Annotated in this window: 15 protein-coding genes; 6 read left to right on the top strand and 9 right to left on the bottom strand. The window is 72.0% G+C overall.

Annotated elements, in window-relative coordinates:
- Positions 1-344 precede the first annotated feature (344 nt).
- A complete protein-coding gene (locus ACGFML_RS16635) occupies positions 345-1346 on the top strand; it encodes a DUF1259 domain-containing protein (RefSeq protein WP_393544278.1) in 1002 nt (333 codons plus the stop codon).
- Positions 1347-1432: 86 nt separating this feature from the next.
- Here ACGFML_RS16635 and ACGFML_RS16630 read toward each other — a convergent pair whose 3' ends face one another.
- The 9 genes from ACGFML_RS16630 to ACGFML_RS16590 form a co-directional block, all read right to left on the bottom strand.
- Complete coding sequence (locus ACGFML_RS16630) at positions 1433-2509, bottom strand: mechanosensitive ion channel family protein (RefSeq protein WP_393544276.1); 1077 nt, start codon at positions 2507-2509, stop codon at positions 1433-1435.
- A gap of 234 nt (positions 2510-2743) precedes the next feature.
- Positions 2744-3355 (bottom strand): TetR/AcrR family transcriptional regulator, encoded by a 612-nt coding sequence (locus ACGFML_RS16625; RefSeq protein WP_393544274.1) that lies wholly within the window; start codon positions 3353-3355, stop codon positions 2744-2746.
- A gap of 149 nt (positions 3356-3504) precedes the next feature.
- A complete protein-coding gene (locus ACGFML_RS16620; protein WP_393544688.1) occupies positions 3505-4323 on the bottom strand; it encodes a 3-hydroxybutyryl-CoA dehydrogenase in 819 nt (272 codons plus the stop codon).
- Between the two features lie 180 nt (positions 4324-4503).
- Positions 4504-5676: an acyl-CoA dehydrogenase family protein gene (locus tag ACGFML_RS16615; RefSeq protein WP_393544272.1), complete on the bottom strand. Its 1173-nt coding sequence runs from the start codon at positions 5674-5676 to the stop codon at positions 4504-4506.
- A gap of 48 nt (positions 5677-5724) precedes the next feature.
- Positions 5725-6897 carry an acyl-CoA dehydrogenase family protein gene (locus tag ACGFML_RS16610; protein ID WP_393544270.1) on the bottom strand — a complete coding sequence of 391 codons (1173 nt, stop codon included), beginning with the start codon at positions 6895-6897 and terminating at the stop codon, positions 5725-5727.
- Between the two features lie 48 nt (positions 6898-6945).
- Positions 6946-9033: an acetate--CoA ligase family protein gene (locus ACGFML_RS16605; RefSeq protein WP_393544269.1), complete on the bottom strand. Its 2088-nt coding sequence runs from the start codon at positions 9031-9033 to the stop codon at positions 6946-6948.
- 2 nt (positions 9034-9035) lie between these two features.
- Positions 9036-9227 carry a ferredoxin gene (locus tag ACGFML_RS16600; RefSeq protein ID WP_393544267.1) on the bottom strand — a complete coding sequence of 64 codons (192 nt, stop codon included), beginning with the start codon at positions 9225-9227 and terminating at the stop codon, positions 9036-9038.
- A gap of 13 nt (positions 9228-9240) precedes the next feature.
- Positions 9241-10515: an NADH-ubiquinone oxidoreductase-F iron-sulfur binding region domain-containing protein gene (locus ACGFML_RS16595; protein WP_393544265.1), complete on the bottom strand. Its 1275-nt coding sequence runs from the start codon at positions 10513-10515 to the stop codon at positions 9241-9243.
- Positions 10512-10922, bottom strand: a complete 411-nt coding sequence (locus ACGFML_RS16590; RefSeq protein WP_393544263.1) for a hypothetical protein — start codon at positions 10920-10922, stop codon at positions 10512-10514. The genes ACGFML_RS16595 and ACGFML_RS16590 overlap by 4 nt, the downstream gene beginning before the upstream one ends.
- 349 nt (positions 10923-11271) lie before the next feature.
- On the opposite strand from ACGFML_RS16590, the gene ACGFML_RS16585 reads away from it, so the two are divergent.
- From ACGFML_RS16585 to ACGFML_RS16565, 5 genes are all read left to right on the top strand, one after another.
- Complete coding sequence (locus ACGFML_RS16585; protein ID WP_393544261.1) at positions 11272-12423, top strand: aromatic ring-hydroxylating dioxygenase subunit alpha; 1152 nt, start codon at positions 11272-11274, stop codon at positions 12421-12423.
- 150 nt (positions 12424-12573) lie between these two features.
- The gene (locus ACGFML_RS16580; RefSeq protein ID WP_393544259.1) at positions 12574-13707 is read left to right on the top strand and encodes a spermidine/putrescine ABC transporter substrate-binding protein; all 1134 of its coding nucleotides are present in this window, start codon (positions 12574-12576) and stop codon (positions 13705-13707) included.
- Between the two features lie 88 nt (positions 13708-13795).
- A complete protein-coding gene (locus ACGFML_RS16575) occupies positions 13796-14617 on the top strand; it encodes an ABC transporter permease (protein WP_393544257.1) in 822 nt (273 codons plus the stop codon).
- A complete protein-coding gene (locus ACGFML_RS16570) occupies positions 14614-15459 on the top strand; it encodes an ABC transporter permease (protein ID WP_393544255.1) in 846 nt (281 codons plus the stop codon). The genes ACGFML_RS16575 and ACGFML_RS16570 overlap by 4 nt, the downstream gene beginning before the upstream one ends.
- A 3-nt stretch (positions 15460-15462) precedes the next feature.
- Positions 15463-16578 (top strand): ABC transporter ATP-binding protein, encoded by a 1116-nt coding sequence (locus ACGFML_RS16565; RefSeq protein ID WP_393544253.1) that lies wholly within the window; start codon positions 15463-15465, stop codon positions 16576-16578.
- Positions 16579-16593: the final 15 nt, after the last annotated feature.

Below are 16593 nucleotides of genomic sequence, written 5' to 3'. Positions count from 1 at the left end.
ACACGCGCGGCTGCGCCGGACGTGTTCGACCAGCGCGCGGAGGACGGCATCGCCGTGCTTCTCGATTCCGCACCGGCACAGGACGATGCGTCCGCACCGGCACAGGACGACGCGGAGGACGTACGGCACGCCGGCGCCGGCTGCCCTCGCCCTCCGCCCGACGGCACAGCCCCGCCACCGCGGCACCCGCGCGAGGCCGCGAGCGACGGTCGGCGGCCGTCGCTCGCGCCCGGCGGACTCACCCTTCGCGATGACTGCTTGGCCCACTTGGCCCCATGGGGTGTCGGTGATGCCGGTGTCACCGGTCCGCCGTGCTTCCATCGCGTCATGGAGATGCACACGTGATGGCGCGGAACCGACAGCAGGACAACTGCCCGCGAGTGGAGACGTCCCGGCGACGCGTACTGGCCACGGCGGCCCTGGCGCCGATCCTGGCCGGGACGACGACCCCCGCTCACGCCCTGTCCACCAGGACGACGACCGAGGCGCGCAGCGGCCTGGTCAGGCCGGTGCCCACCGCCCTATCGGACTGGAGTGGCGTGGCCGACGCCCTCGGACGATCAGGCGACTTGAAGCGGAAGGTCATGTACCACACGGGCCTCCCCCGCCGGGACCTCTTGGTGGTCTCCCGTGGGGTGCGCGTCGAACCGGCGCTCGCCCTGGGGTCGCACGTGTCCTTCGTCCGCTACGACGACGGCAGCACGCTGGTGATGGGCGATGTGGTGGTCACCGAGCATGAACTGCAGCAGTTCACCGACGCCCTGCACGAGAACGGGATCCAACAGACCGCGATCCACAAGCATCTGCTCTCCCAGAGCCCCGACGTCTGGTGGATCCACATCCACGGGCACGGCCACGACCCGGTGGTCCTCGCCCGCGGCCTGCGGGCGGCGTTCGACCGCACCGGCACCCCTGCCCCGCTGCCGTCGCCCCCACCGCAGCCCGTCGACCTGGACACCGCCGGCATCGATGCCGCGCTGGGCGTCAACGGTGCCACCGACGGCGGGATCTACAAGTGCATCTTCGTCCGACGGGAGACCATCACCGACGGCGACCTGGTGCTCCCGCCGGGCCTGGGGTCGACCAGCTCGTTCAACTTCCAGCCGCTGGGCGGCGGGAGAGCCGCGATCAGCGGCGACTGCGCCATGATCGCGGACGAGGTCCAGGACGTCCTGGTGGCCCTGCGCCGTGCCGGAGCCGACCTCGTCGAGCTGCACAATCACGGCCTGAGGGACGAACCCCGGCTGTTCTTCACCCATTTCTGGGTCGTCGGTGACGGCGTCCGGCTCGCCCGGGCCCTGCGCACCACGGTGGACGCCACCAACGTCGTGCCGGCGGCCGTCTGACCGACCCGCGCACCCCCCTCCGCACGGGCTCGATCGGGCCCGTACGGAAGGGGCGGCGGTCAGCGGAGTCGGGCGGCCGCCTCCCGCTACAGCACCGGGTCCGACGTCCCGCGCTGGTGCGGAATCGCGGGGCCGTCGGCCTGCTGCAGTGCCACGGTGCGCCTCGGGGCCGGAATCCTGATGCCCTCGGCCCGGTAGCGCTGGTGCAGGCGCTTGATGAACTCGTGCTTGATCCGGTACTGGTCGCTGAACTCGCCGACCCCGAGGATCACCGTGAAGCCGATCCTGGAGTCCCCGAAGGTGTGGAAGCGGACGGCCGGTTCGTGGTCGGGGAGCGCGCCGCTGACTTCGGTCATCACGCTTTTGACGACCTCGGTGGTGACCTGCTCGACGTGTTCGAGGTCGCTGTCGTAGCCGACTCCCACCTGCACCAGGATCGACAGCTGCTGTTCCGGCCTGGTGAAGTTGGTCATGTTGGTGCCGGACAGCTGGGCGTTGGGGATGATCACCAGGTTGTTGGAGAGCTGACGCACCACGGTGTTGCGCCAGTTGATGTCGACGACATAGCCCTCCTCGCCGCTGCTGAGCCGGATGTAGTCACCGGGCTGGACCGTCTTCGAGGCGAGGACGTGCACGCCGGCGAAGAGGTTGGCGAGAGTGTCCTGCAACGCCAGGGCGACCGCGAGGCCACCCACCCCCAGGGCGGTGAGGAGCGGGGCTATGGAAATGCCCAGGGTCTGCAACACGACGAGCATGCCCATCGCCAGCACCACGATCCGCGTGATGTTGGCGAAGATGGTGGCCGACCCGGCCACGCCGGACCGGGACTGGGCCAGCGTCTTCACCAAACCGGTGATCACCCGGGCCGCGGTGACGGTCACGACCAGGATGAGCAGCACGGTCAGCGTCCGGTTGACGGTACGTCCGACCGTCGCCGCCAGTGGCAGGGCCGCGGCCGCCGCCGCCAGGCCGGCGCACAGCGCCGCCCAGGGCACCACGGCCCGCAACGCATCGACGATGACGTCGTCCCCGCTCCACCGCGTCCTGCGGGCGTGCTTCCCCAACCACTTCAGGCTCGCTCGCAGCAACAGGCCGGCGGCCACGCCGGCGACCAGTGCGGCCCCGGCGACGATCAGGTCGTGCAGCGTGACAGCACGGTTCACCGGCCGGCTCCCGCTGTCCGGTGAAATGGCCCTGCGGAGCGCGGTATGTGATGTTTCGTCATCTTGGCACCTGCTTGTCTCTAGGACTGCGAATGCGCCGGGACGTCCGTGGACGTCCCGGCGCCAGCTGCCATCCTGCCGCACGCCGCGTCGCGGGCGGTGCGCACCCCTGGAGGTCCTCGCCGGTCCGCCGAACCGCCCCGAACCGCCCGGGCCGCCGGCCGGACCCCGGGCTCAGATGTCGGGGAAGGTCTCGGGCACGCCGAGGGTGCCCGCGACGGCGCGCCAGATGGCGGCCTGGGCGGCAGGGAGGTCGATCCGCGGGTCGCCCAGCATCAGCCGGATGCCGAAGCCGTCGCTCAGCGCCAGCAGCAGCGTGCTGGTCCCCTCGACATCGCAGTCGGTGAACTCGCCCGAGTCGATGCCCCGGCGGATCGCCTGGCTGATCCAGGCGTGCAGTTGGTCGTAGAGGTCGACGGCGAGGTGCTGGGCCGACGCGTCACGCAGGGCCCTGACCCACAGCTCCTGCCACAGACGCCAGTCCTGTTGCAGCTCCGGGTCCGTGGGAAGCATGTTGTGCAGGATGCGGGCGAGGACCACGGAGGCGGGCACGGTGTCGGCGTCGCGTTCCAGTTCCGTGCCGGTCTGGCCGAAGGAGTGGGTCATCGCCTCGGTGAAGAGCCGCTCGCGGTTCTCGAAGTGGTAGTGCAGCAGGGCCGTGGACACCCCGGCGCGTTCCGCGACCATGCGCATGCGGATCTTCTCGAAGCCGACCTCGGCGATCACTTCGCACGCGGCGGAGAGAATCCGTTCCCGCGTTTCGAGAGTGCGTTCAGCCTTGGCCACGTGTGTGCTCCCCGGGTCGGTGTCGGCGTTCGGCGGGCTCCATGGGCCCGTCTCCTTCCATCTTCCCGCATCGTCCCCCGCGCACGTTCTCGCACGTCGCCTCCGCCGGTCGTCGTCGCGGCCCGGTCATCCGGTCGTCGCACACTCACTCATCGGTAGTGGTGGAAGCCCCGGCCCGACTTGCGGCCGAGCAGTCCGGCGTCGACCATCCGGGCCAGCAGCGGCGGAGGCGCGTAGCGCGGCTCGCGGAACTCCGCGTAGAGCGACTCGGCGATGGCCCGCGTCGTGTCGAGGCCGATCAGATCGGCCAGTGCGAGCGGGCCCAGCGGATGGGCGCAGCCCAGGCGCATCCCCCGGTCGATGTCGGACGCCGTGGCCACGCCGGACTCCACCATCCGCACCGCGTCCAGCAGGTAGGGGACGAGGAGTGCGTTGACGACGAAGCCGGCGCGGTCCGCGGTGTGGACGACCTGCTTGCCCAGGACGTCCACGGCGAAGGACCGAGTCCGGCTGACGGTGTCCTCGCCGGTCAGCAGGGAGGGCACCAGCTCGACGAGCGGCAGCACCGGAACGGGGTTGAAGAAGTGCAGGCCGATGACCTGCTGGGGGCGCTCGGTCGCGCCGGCCAGGCGGATGACCGGCAGGGACGACGTGTTGGTGGCCAGGATCGCGTCCGGGCGCCGTACCGTCGCGTCCAGCCGCGCGAAGACGGCCAGCTTCGCGGCCTCGTCCTCGGCGACGGCCTCGACGATCAGATCGCGGTCGGCCAGCGCATCGTGGTCGGTGGCCACGGTGACCCTGGCGAGTGCGTCGTCCCGCTGCCGGGCGGAGAGCTTGCCGGCCGTGGCGGCGCGTTCGAGCGAGCGGGCGATCCGGTCCCGTCCGGCATCCGCCGCGCGCGAGCCGGTCTCGACGACGAGCACGTCGCGGCCCGCGCGGGCGCACACCTCGGCGATTCCGGATCCCATCAGGCCGCAGCCCACGACGCCGATCCGTTCGACAGGATTCTCGGACAACGGTCCTCCTCCACAGGTGCGCCGACCGCCCGGCGGGTGCGCTGACGGTCCGGCAGGTGAGCGTGCGGCGGTGGTGCCGCGGGGTTGGTTCCGGCGTGCCCCTCCCCCGGTGGCCGGGGCACGCCGGAACCGTCAGGGGGCGGTGGGAAGTTGCAGTACGCCCGTGCCGCGCTTGACCAGTTCACCGGCGATGATCAGGCGCTGGATCTCGGAGGTGCCCTCCCAGATCCGGTCCACCCGCAGCTCGCGGTAGAGCCGCTCGACGGGGTAGGAGCGGTCGTAGCCCCGCCCGCCGAAGATCTGCACACAGCGGTCGATGACCCGCCCCGCCGCCTCGCTCGCCGCGAGCTTGGCGATGGCGGCCTTCGCGTGCAGCGTCTTGCCGTCGGCGGAGCCCTCGTCCACTTCCCAGGCGACCTGGTGGGCGTAGGCGCGGTTCACCGCGATGTCGACCGCGCAGTCCGCGAGCATCCCCTGCACCAGCTGGAAGTCCGCGATCGGCGAACCGAACTGCTTGCGCTCCACCGCCCAGTCACGGGCCAGCCGCAGGGCGCGTTCCGCGGCGCCCGTCGTACGGGCCGCGATCATCAGCCTCTCCTCGGTGAACCAGGACCGGGTGATGTCGTAGCCCTTGCCGATGCCTCCGAGGACGGTGTCATCGGGGACCCGGACGTCGGTGAAGGTGAACTCGGGGTGCTCGTAGACGAAGGTGTGCATGAAGCGGGGCACCCGGGTCATCTCGATGCCCGGTGTGTCCTTGTCGACGAGGAAGAGCGTCGGCTCCCGGTCCGGGCCGGCCGCGGCCAGCACGATCATGAAGTCGGCGTGGTCGCCGACGGTGACGAACCACTTCTCGCCGTTGAGGGTCCAGCCGTCGGCGGTGCGCGTCGCGACGGTGGCCAGGTTCTGCGGGTCGGATCCGGCACCGGGTTCGGTCACCGCGTAGCAGTCCCGGCGCTCGCCGCGGATGACCGGTTCGAGGAAGCGTGCGCGCTGTTCGGGCGTGCAGAAGCGCAGGGCGTTGGCGGGACGCCAGACGGTGTCCCACAGCGCGCCCGTGAGCTGCCCCAACTCCTCCTGGACGATGGCCTGTTCCAGGATGGTGAGCCCGGCGCCGCCCCACTCCTGCGGCATGTTGACGGCCTGCAGACCGCTGGCGAGGACGGCGTCGCGGATGGCCGCGTGGTCCTGGGGGGTGAGGCCGTTGTTCTCCTCGCAGTCGGTTTCGTAGGCGGTGAGGGTCTCGGTCAGTTGGCGCGCGGTGCGCTTGAGGTCCGCCTGGCGCGGGGTGAGACGGAAGTCCATGTCAGTCCTCGGAGGTGGTGGTGGGCCGGGTCGGCATCGGGCGGCGGTTCAGGGCTGGGGGAGGTTGAGGGCGCGGGTGCCGCGTTTGATGAGCTCGTTGGCGATGATCAGGCGCTGGATCTCGGAGGTGCCCTCCCAGATCCGGTCCACCCGCAGCTCGCGGTAGAGCCGCTCGACGGGGTAGGAGCGGTCGTAGCCCCGCCCGCCGAAGATCTGCACACAGCGGTCGATGACCCGCCCCGCCGCCTCGCTGGCCGCGAGCTTGGCCGTGGAGGCCTTCGCGTGCAGCGTCTTGCCGTCGACGCCCGGCTGGTCGGCCTCCCAGGCGACCTGGTGCGTGTAGGCGCGGTTCACCGCGATGTCGACCGCGCAGTCCGCGAGCATCCCCTGCACCAGCTGGAAGTCCGCGATCCGCGAACCGAACTGCTTGCGCTCCACCGCCCAGTCGCGAGCCAGTTGCAGGGCCCGTTCCGCGGCGCCCGTCGTACGGGCCGCGATCATCAGCCGCTCGTCGGTGAACCATTCCTTGGTCAGCTCGTAGCCGTTGCCCACGCCGCCGAGGACGTCGTCGTCGGGGACGAAGACATCGGTGAAGGTGAACTCCGGGTGCCCGTTCACGGCGGAGTGCATGAAGCGGGGCACGCGGGTCATCCGCAGGCCCGGTGCCTGCTTGTCGACGAAGAAGAGGGTGGCGGCCCGCTCCGGTCCGGCGTCCGCCTGCACCAGCAGGAAGTCGGCGATGTCGCCGCAGGTCACGAACCACTTCTCGCCGTTGAGCAGCCAGCCGCCGTCGGTGCGGGTGGCCGTGCTGGTGCCGGATCCGGGGTCCGAGCCGGCGCCGGGCTCGGTCACCGCGAAGGCGTCGAAGCGCTCACCGCGGATGACGGGGAGCAGATACTTCTCCCGCTGGGCCTCGGTGCCGTACGCCAGCACGTTGGCGGGACGCCAGGGGATGTCCCACAGGCAGTTGGTGACCTTGCCGAACTCCTCCTCGACGATGACCTGGTCGAGCAGGGACAGCCCTGGGCCGCCCCACTTCTCGGGCATGTTGATGGCGTAGACACCGGCGTCGATGGCGGCGCGGGTCAGCTCGCGGACGGTCTCGGCCGGCAGCGGTCCGCCGGCCTGCTCGGCCTGGTCCTCGTACGGGTACAGCAGCTCGGTGTAGGCGGCGGCGCGGGCCTTCAGATCGGCCTGTCGGGGGGTGTAACGGAAGTCCATGTCTCCTCCGGAGCGGCGGGCGGGCGGGGGTGCGGGGGGGGCGGGATGTCAGGCCAGTACGGCGCGGGCGTCGAGGGCGAGGGCGCCGTCCGGGCGGACGAGCAGCGGATTGACCTCGATCTCGGCGATCTCGGGGTGGGCCGCGGCGAGCGTGGTGATGCGTTCGATGACGGCGGCCGCGGCGGCCACGTCGACCGCGGGCCGTCCGCGGACGCCCTGCAGGAGCGAGGCGGTCCGCAGCCCGGCCAGCAGCTGTGCGGCGCGGGCCGCCGGGAGGGGCGCCAGCGCGAAAGCCACATCGTGCAGCGCCTCGGTGAGCACTCCGCCCAGGCCGACCATGGCGACCGGGCCGAACCGGGGATCGCGGTTGACCCCCACGATCAGCTCGACGCCGTCCGAGAGGTCGGCCATCGCCTCGACCGAGTAGGAGCCGGCGCCGAGCCGGGCGTGCATGTCCCGGTAGGCGGCCAGGAGGGCGTCGCGGTCCGGCAGGCCCAGGGCGACTCCGCCGGCGTCGGACTTGTGCAGGAGGTGGAGGGCCTTGAGGACGTACGGGCCGGGGAACGCGTCGGCGGCGGCGAGCAGTCCGGCCTCGTCGGTGATCTCCCGCGCCTCCGGGAACGGCACGCCGGCGGCGCCGAGCAGCGCGCGCACGTCGTGGTATCCGGCGTGGCGCAGCGGCGGTGCCGCCGGGGGCAGCGGGCGCACGCCGCGAGGGCCACCGGGCGCGGGGACGGTCAGAGCCGTCAGTGCCCGGGCGGCGTCCTCGGTGGCGGCGAAGACCGGTATTCCGGCCTCGACCAGCGTCCGGCAGCTGGGCGAGTCCGGGAACATCGACTGCACCACCAGGGGTTTGGCCGTGCTCGTCACTCGGTCCGCCATCCGGCGCGCGGTCTCCAGCTCGCCTGCGGCCAGCGCACTGCCGCCGCCCGCGGTGCCGGTCTCGCCCGCCGGCCCGCCCAGGCCGCCGGTGGCCGCCGAGTAGCCGCCGAAGTACCCCGTCAGCAGAACGGAGTCGACCTCGTCGAGGGCGAGCAGGGCGGTGACGGTGTCGCCGTAGGAGTGCGGGTCCTGTTCCCCCATGCCGGCCAGATCGACGGGGTTGCCGACCGCGGACTGTTCCCACAGCTGCGTCCGGAGCTGGCGCTGGGCCTCCTCGGTGAGTTCGGGGACGGCCAGCCCCGCGGTCTCGGCGGCATCCGCGGCGATGGCTCCGTGGCCACCGCCGTCCGTGCAGACCGCGGTGCGGCGGCCGGCGGAGCGGCGGCGGCCGTTCAGCGCGGCGAGGACGACGGCCATCTCCCTCGGCGTGCCGACCAGTTCGACCCCGGCGTCGCGGCAGGCGGCGGTCACGACGTCGGCGGAGGTGGTCAGGGCACCGGTGTGGGACTGCGCGCTGCGGGCGGAGGCGGTGCCCCGTCCGGCGGTGAGCAGGACCACGGGCTTGCCGGCAGCGGCGGCGGCCTCGGCGAAGGCGCGACCGTCGCCGAAGTCCTCGGCGTACACGGCGATGGCCCGAGTGGCGTCGTGCCGGGCGGCGTCCTCGACGAGGTCGACGAGGGTGACATCGGCCTGGTTGCCCAGGGAGACGAAGCGCGCGAATCCCAGGCCGTGGGGCGCGCAGCGGAGTTGGAGCTCGAGTGCGAGATTGCCGCTCTGGCTGAGCAGGGTGACGTCACCCGGCGCGAAGCGGTCCGAGGCGAGGTACAGCTCCGTGGTGTTGTCGGCGACGCCGAGGCAGTTGGGCCCGACGAGGACGGCGCCGGCGTCGCGTACCCGGGCGGCGATGGCCTGCTGGCGGGCGAGGCCCGCGGGACCGGTCTCGGCGAAGCCGGCGGTGATGCCGACGAGGGCGCGGGCCCCGCAGGCCAGTGCGTCGTCGACGGCCGCCTCGAACCCGGGGCCCGGTACGGAGATCACCACCAGGTCGACGGGTTCACCGATGGCGGCGAGCGAGGGGGCGGTGGTGTGCCCCAGGACCGTGCCGCCGCGGCGGTTGACGAGATGGACCGGGCGGCGGCCGGGTGCCCGCAGCGCCTGGGCGGCGACCGCGTGCCCGTACTTCGCCGGGTCGTCGCTGGCTCCGACCACCGCGACCGACGTGGGGTCGAACAGGGCCGACAGATCACGTCCCATGGTCACCTCGCCAGTCGGAGCGCGGAGTTGGGGCAGGCGGCGACGGCGTCGCGTGCGACGTCCTCGGCAGGGCCCGGTGCGGGCTCGGCGACGACGGAGGCATAGCCCCACTCGTCGAGGTCGATGAGGTCCGGTGCGGGTTCGTGGCACAGGCCGTAGCCCTGGCAGCGGGTGGAGTCGAGGAGGAGTTTCACGGGGCGCTTCCTTTCAGCGGGAGCGGGGAGCGGTTCGCTGGTGCGGCACGACGGGGCCGACGACGAGGGGTACGGCGACGGTGAGCCGGGCGGCGGGCGCGGCACAGGCGGGACAGGCGTTGCCGAGGTGGGAGCGGACGAGGTGCGGGAAGGCGCGCAGGAGGCTGCCGGCGGTGCCCGCCGCGGCGTCGAGCAGGCCGCAGGCACCGCGGCCGGGCAGCGAGGTGGACCAGCGGTGCAGCCGGTCGGCGACGTCAGGGGCTGCGGTGCCGGTGGTCAGCGCGCCGACCGTGTCGCGGATCGCTCCGGTGCCCGCGACGCAGACGCCGCACTGCCGGGCGCTTTCTGCGGCGAGATGGGCGAGGGCGGCGGAGGCGAGGGAGACGGGGCACTCGCCGGGGGCGAGGAAGCGGAGCGCCCCGCATCCCAGTGCCGTGCCCGCGGCCGTGAGGGTGTCGGGGTCCAGGGCGAGGCCGAGGCTGCCGGGGCCGATCAGCCCGCCGAACAGGCCGCCCATCAGGGCGCCGGACGGCTCGGTGCTGCCCTGGGCAGCCGCCAGACTCCGCAGCGTCTGCCCGTAGGGGACCTCGGCGAGCAGCGGATCGGCGCCGCCGCCGGCGAGCGTGACCAGTGTGGTGCGGGCCGTTCGGTGCCGCTGGTCGGGCCGGGCGGCGATGAGCGCGATCCGGGCCAGCGTCTCGACGTTGGCGACGAGGGTCGGTGCGTCGCCGACGCCCTGTTCGTGGGGTCGAGGCGGCTTGGCGGTGGGGAGGGCTGGGCCGCCGTTGATCCGCCGGACCACGGCGGTCTCCTCCCCGGCGACGTAGGCGTGCGGGGTGTCGACGACCTCCACCTCCAGCCCCGGTGCCCGTTCGGCGAGGGCGCGGCGGACCCGGTCGCCGGCCGCGGCGTCGGAGAGGTAGACGTAGCCGCGGTCCGCGCCGGTGATCTGTGCGGCGCGCTCCAGCCCGTCCAGGACCAGGTGGGGGCGGGCGCGCAGCAGCCAGCGGTCCTTGACCGAGCCGGGCTCGCCCTCCTCACCGTTGGCGACGACGACGGGGCGGGTGCCGGCGTCGCGGACGGCACGCAGTTTCACCGCGGTGGGAAAGCCGGCGCCGCCGCGGCCGCGCAGCCCGGCGGTGGCGATCAGTTCCAGCAGTTCGGCCGGCCCGGTCGCCGTGCCGTAGCCGCCGGTGGCCGTGTATGTCCCGGCATCCTCGGTCGTCCCCGGGGCGGCGCCGAGCACGGTGGGGGTTCCCGGTCGCGTCAGGGAGTGGGTCCCGGTCATCCTCGGTCTCCGTCCGGTGCGGCGGCGCGCAGGGTGCGCACCGCGCCCTCCAGCGCTGTGCGGTCCGCGGCCGTCCGCCCGTACCCGGGGCCGGGGAGGCCGATCAGCATGCGGTGGTGGTCGAGCACGACCTCGGCCGCCAGGAGCGCGGCGTGCCGGTCGCCGGGGCGGGATCCGTCGGCGACCGCCGTCACCAGGCGGGTCACCTCGGTGAGGTAGCGCAGCCAGCCGCGCTGGGTGCCGTGCAGCACCAGGCGCTCCACGCGGCCGCGTTCGTCCCGCATCGCCTGGGCGGGTGTTTCCGTCGCGTGCCCCGCCGCGGTGCGCAGGGCGGCGACGGTGGCGGGCAGTTCCCGTTCCGGCTCGGGGGTGAGCCCGAGCCAGACCAGGCTCCGACGACCGCTCATGCGTGCCTCCGGGGAGAGGGTGGGGTGCCGGCACTGTGCGGGCCTGCGCGCCGGGTGCGGGGCGGGGGCTCGGTGCCGGGGTGAGGTGCCGTTGTGGGTATCGACGGGAGGATCGGGGCGCGGGGCGCCCGCTCGCTTCCGGTGTCCGTGCGAGGGGGCACTGGAGCGGCTCTCCCACTAAACTAACTAATCAATTAGTCAGGACACAAGTCTTGACTTCCCCGAAACCCGCCAGCAATCTGACTGACTAATTAGTCAGCACGGGATCCGTATCCGCCGGCACGGGCCGCCCAGCACGCGCCCCGGCGCCTCCGCCCCCTACGCCCGTGCGGCACAGAGGAGTGACCCGATGCACCCCGAAGCCACCACAGCACCCCCGCAGCAGGACTCCCCCGGACACGCCCTGTCCGCCCGCCACTACACCGACCCCGCCGTCGCCACCGCCGAGACGCGGCACATCTTTGCCAGGTCCTGGCAGCTCGTGTGCCACGAGTCCGACCTCCCGGGTCCCGGCGCCCGGCTCGCCGCCACCGTCGCCGACCGCGAGGTGCTGGTCGTGCGCACCGAGGACGGCTCCCTAGCCGGCCATCTCAACGTGTGCCGGCACCGCGGCACCCGCCTGGTGGCCGCCCCCGAACCGGACGGCAGGGCCATCCGCTGCCCGTACCACGGCTGGACGTACAAACTCGACGGGCGCCTGGTCGGTGCACCCGAAGCCCGGCAGATTCCCTGCCTCGACAAGCCGGCCCTCGGCCTCTTCCCGGTCCGGGTCGAGTCGTTCCTCGGTTTCGTCTTCGCCAATCTCGATCCGGACGCCGTGCCACTCGCCGAGCAGTGCGCCGGGCTGGCCGAGGCCGTCGGCCACTACGCGGGCGCCGACCTCGTCCCGGTGGGCCGCAGCCGTATCCACGACCTGGCAGGCGCCGAGGTGCAGGAGGCCAACTGGAAGGTCGCGGTCGACAACTACCTGGAGGGCTACCACGTACCGGTCGCCCACCCCGGACTGATGCGGCTGCTCGACTACCAGGGCTACACCTGCGAGATCGACTCCTCCTACGCGCTGTTCGCCTCGCCGCTGCGCGACAAACCGTCCGCGAACTGGGCCGAGCGGCTCTACCAGCGCCTGGCCTCCCCCATGCCGGGGCTGGCCGAGGCCGACCGGCGGGTCTGGCGGTACGCGGTGATCTACCCCAACACACTCATCGACTTCTACCCCGACCATGTGCTTGCCTGGACCGCCATCCCGACGGCCGTCGACCGGGTGGCCGTCCCCGGCGCCTTCTACACACGCCGCGGGACCGGTCCACGCACCCGGCTCGCCCGCCGGCTCAACATCCACATCGGCTGGATCACCAATGACGAAGACGCCGAATTGGTGGCCCGGGTCCAAAAGGGCCTGGGTACGCCGGGCTTCGAGCCGGGCCCCCTGTCCCGCCGCGAGGCCGCGGTCGGCTGGTTCGCCGACCGGGTACGCGCCGACCTCGGTGACGCGATGAGCTGAGTCGCGTCGTCGAGGCCACCGTACGAGCCGTCCCCCTCGACGCGCGCCGCCCCACGCGTCACGGCCGACCGGTCCGCACGGAGGTCAGGGCCTCCGTGCAGCTGTGACCGCGCCCTGAACCAGCGCTCACCCCCTACGGAGAGGACACCGATGTCCCCCGAGGAATCCCCACCCCCCTCCCGGCGCGCGTTCGTGCGCTCGGGCGCCGCCGCGGCCCTCGGCCTCGGCCTCGCCGGATGCGGCTTTCTGCCGGAGGGTCGCAACGCCTTCGGCGACCCGGACCGGCCGATCGACGTCAAGGTCGACGGCGACCTGGTGTATTTCAACTGGGCGGACTTCGTCGCGCCCGCCGTCTTCGACGGTTTCGAGAAGGAGTACGGCGTCAAGGTCATCCAGTCGAACTTCGACTCGATGGAGGGCATGGCCGCCAAGCTCAACGCCGGAAACCGCTACGACATCATCTTCCCCACCGCGAAATGGGCCCAGCGACTGACCGCCGGCCGCCGGCTGCGCCGTATCGACCGTGCCCGGCTCCCGCACGCCGACGCGGTGTTCGGCCACTACCGCTACTTCGCCGACCCCTGGTACGACCGCCGCTCCGCGCACACCGTCCCGTTCACCATGTACAAGACGGGCATCGGCTGGCGCAAGGACCGGATCGGGGACGATCTGACCGACTCCTGGGACGACCTGTGGAACCCCCGGGCCAAGGGCAAGGTCTTCGTGCTCGACGACCGCGACGAGGTGCTCGGCCTGGCCGCGCTGAAGCTCGGCCTGGACCTCGACACCTCCGACGCCCACGACCTCGCCCGGATCACCAGGACGCTGCAGAACCTCCGCCCCCGGCTGCGCGGCTTCTCCAGCGACAGCTACAACAACCTGCTCAACGGCAACGCGGCGATGACCCAGGCGTGGAGCGGGGACATGGCCGCGATGCTCGGGCAGGCCAAGGACCCGTCCGTCCTCGGCTTCGAGGTCGCCCGGGAGGGCGCGCCGATCAACTCGGACTGCTACGCCATCCCGGCCAACGCCCGTCACCCCGGTACGGCGATGCTCTTCATCGACTACATGCTCCGGCCGGAGAACGTCCGCCGGAACATCCGCTACATCGGCTACCCCATGCCGGTCCACGGCAGCGAGGACGTCTACGCCGCGATCGTGAAGCCGTTCCCCCAGTGCCTGGTCGGCCCCGACGACCTCAGGCCCGAGCTCTTCTTCCGCAACGCCTCCTCGAAGGGCGAGCGGGCCCGCGACACCGCCTGGACCCACGTGAAAGCCGGCTGACATGGCACAACGCACCCCCTCTCCCTCCAGGGCACTCCGAGCACCGCGCGGTCGCGCCGCGTCCGGCACCCGGCTGTGGACCTGGCTCATGATCCCGGGCACCCTTTGGATGACCGGCTTCCTCATCGCCTCGCTGATCCTGGTGGCCACCCTGGCGCTGGGCACCACCGACCCTCTCGGCAACCCGCGGTTCGGTTTCGACCTCGACAACATCCGGGCGCTGGCCGACCCCGCGTACCGCATCGTGCTGCTGCGCTCCCTGGGATTCGCCCTGATCGCCTGCGCGGTGTGCCTGATCGTGGCGTACCCGGTCGCCTACTTCATCGCCCTGCACGGCGGCCGGTTCAAGAACCTCCTGATCGCCGCGATCGTCGTACCGTTCTTCGCCAACTACCTGGTGCGGATGTACGGCTGGTCGGTGGTCCTCTCGGACGGCGGCCCGGTACTGAAAGTGCTGCGCGCGGTCGGACTGGCCGACGACCACACCAAGATCCTCCAGAGCGGCGTCGGCGTCATCGCGGGCCTCGTCTACGGCTTCATCGTCTTCATGATCATCCCGCTCTACGCGGCGCTGGAGCGCATGGACCTGTCGCTGATCGAAGCGGGCCGGGACCTCTACGGAGGGCCCCTGCGGACCTTCTTCTTCGTCACCCTCCCGGCCACCCGGCAGGGCGCCGCCGCGGGCGCGGTGCTGGTCTTCCTGCCCGCCATGGGGGACTTCGTGAGTGCACAGCTGATGGGAGGCCCGGACCAGATCATGATCGGCAACCTGATCCAGGACAAGTTCTTCCAGGGCCAGAACTGGCCGCTGGGCTCCGCCCTGACCATGTTGATGATGGCCGTCCTCTTCATCGGGATGCTGGGCTATCTGCGCCGGACCCGCAAGGACGAGGCGGAGGCCACCCGATGACGCTCCGCCCGCCGCACCGTCGGCACCGCCGCGGCACCGACCGCAGGCCCCGCACCGCCCTGGCCGTCACCGCCGTCTTCTTCCTCCTCCTCTACCTGCCCATCGGCGTCGTCGTCCTCTTCTCCTTCAACGCCCAGAAGTCCCTCACCGTCCTCAAGGGCTTCAGCCTCCGTTGGTACTCGGCCTTCTTCCACGACAACGTCCTGATCGACTCGCTCGCCATGAGCCTGCGGGTCTCCCTGGTGGCCATGGCGGGTTCGGTGCTGCTCGGGGTGGCGCTGGCCCTGGGCCTGGTGCGCTGCCGTACCCGGCTCGGGTCGCTGGCCGGCCTGATCATGCTCGTACCGCTGATCACCCCGGAGATCGTCACCGGCGTCGCCGCGATGCTGCTCTTCAAGGGCATGGGCATCACCCTCTCCTCCGGCACGGTGATGCTCGCCGAGATCACCTTCTCCATCTCCTATGTGACGGTGATCCTGCGTTCGCGGATCGCCGCCCTCAACCCGGAGGTCGAGGAGGCGGCGATGGATCTGGGCGCCACCCGCTGGCAGGCACTGCGGCTGGTCACCCTGCCCGCCCTGCTCCCCAGCATCCTGGCCGCGGCGGTCCTCGTCTTCGCCCTGGTCTTCGACGACTTCGTGCTCGCCTACTTCACCACCGGCGTGGACCCCCAGCCGCTGTCCGTCCGCATCTACTCGGCGATCCGGTTCGGCGTACAGCCCACCATCAACGCCGTCGGGACGCTGATGCTGGCCGGCTCCATCGGCCTCATCGGTCTCGCCCTGGCCATACCGCGGCTGTTCGGCCGCCGCGGTGGCCTCGACCTGCTCTCCGGGAAGTGACCCATGACTTCATCGACCGCCCCCTCCCCCTCTCCCGGCACTGCCCCGGCCGACGCCCGGCCCGCCGTCCGGCTCGACCGCGTCAGCAAGAGCTACGGCGCCTCCTGCGCAGTGCAGGACCTCTCCCTGGACATCGCGCCCGGTGAGTTCTTCTCCCTCCTCGGGCCGTCCGGCTGCGGCAAGACCACCTCGCTGCGGATGATCGGCGGTTTCACCGATCCGACGGCCGGCTCCGTGCTGCTCGGCGGCACGGACGTGACCGCGCTGCCGCCGGACAAGCGCAACGTCAACACCGTCTTCCAGAGTTACGCCCTCTTCGACCACCTTTCGGTGGCCGACAACGTGGCCTTCGGACTCAAGCGCAAGGGCGTGGCCAGGGCCGAGATGCGGGAGCGGGTCGCCACCATGCTGGAGCGGGTGCAGCTCGGCGGCCTGGGTGACCGCAGACCGCACACCCTCTCCGGGGGCCAGCGGCAGCGGGTGGCGCTGGCGCGCGCCCTGGTCAACCGTCCTCAGGTGCTGTTGCTCGACGAGCCGCTGGCCGCGCTCGACCTCAAGCTCCGGCGACGGATGCAGGTCGAGCTCAAGCAGATTCAGCGCGAGGTCGGTATCACCTTCGTCTTCGTCACCCACGACCAGGACGAGGCGCTGACCATGTCGGACCGGGTGGCGGTGATGAACGAGGGCCGGGTGGAGCAGTGCGGGACGCCGGAGGACGTCTACGAGCGGCCCGCGAGCCGCTTCGTCGCCTCGTTCATGGGCACCTCGAACCTCGTACCGGGCACCTACCGCGACGGCGAGGTCGTCCTGGACTGCGGCCCCGCGCTGCCGGTCGGGCCCCGGAGCGGGATCGCCGACGGCAGCGGCGTCAGTCTGTCGATCCGGCCCGAGAAGATCTGGCTCTCCGACTTCGAACCGGACATGGCCCTGGTACGCGGCGTGGTCCGGGAGACCGTCTACTCCGGCCCCACCACCACCTACCTGATCGAACTCGCCCCCGGCGTCACGGTGTCCGTGCTGGAGCAGAACACCGACCGCTCGCGCATGGAGGACCGTTGGAGCGGCGGCGAGAGCGTGGAGATCGGCTGGCGGCCCGAACACTGTCTGGTCCTGGACTGAGTTCGCCCGCCCGCA

Origin of the sequence: Streptomyces sp. NPDC048650, assembly GCF_043199095.1 — a bacterium.
Classification (GTDB): domain Bacteria; phylum Actinomycetota; class Actinomycetes; order Streptomycetales; family Streptomycetaceae; genus Streptomyces.
Note: the sequence above shows the minus strand (reverse complement) of the source record. Positions and strands in the feature narration are given on the sequence as shown.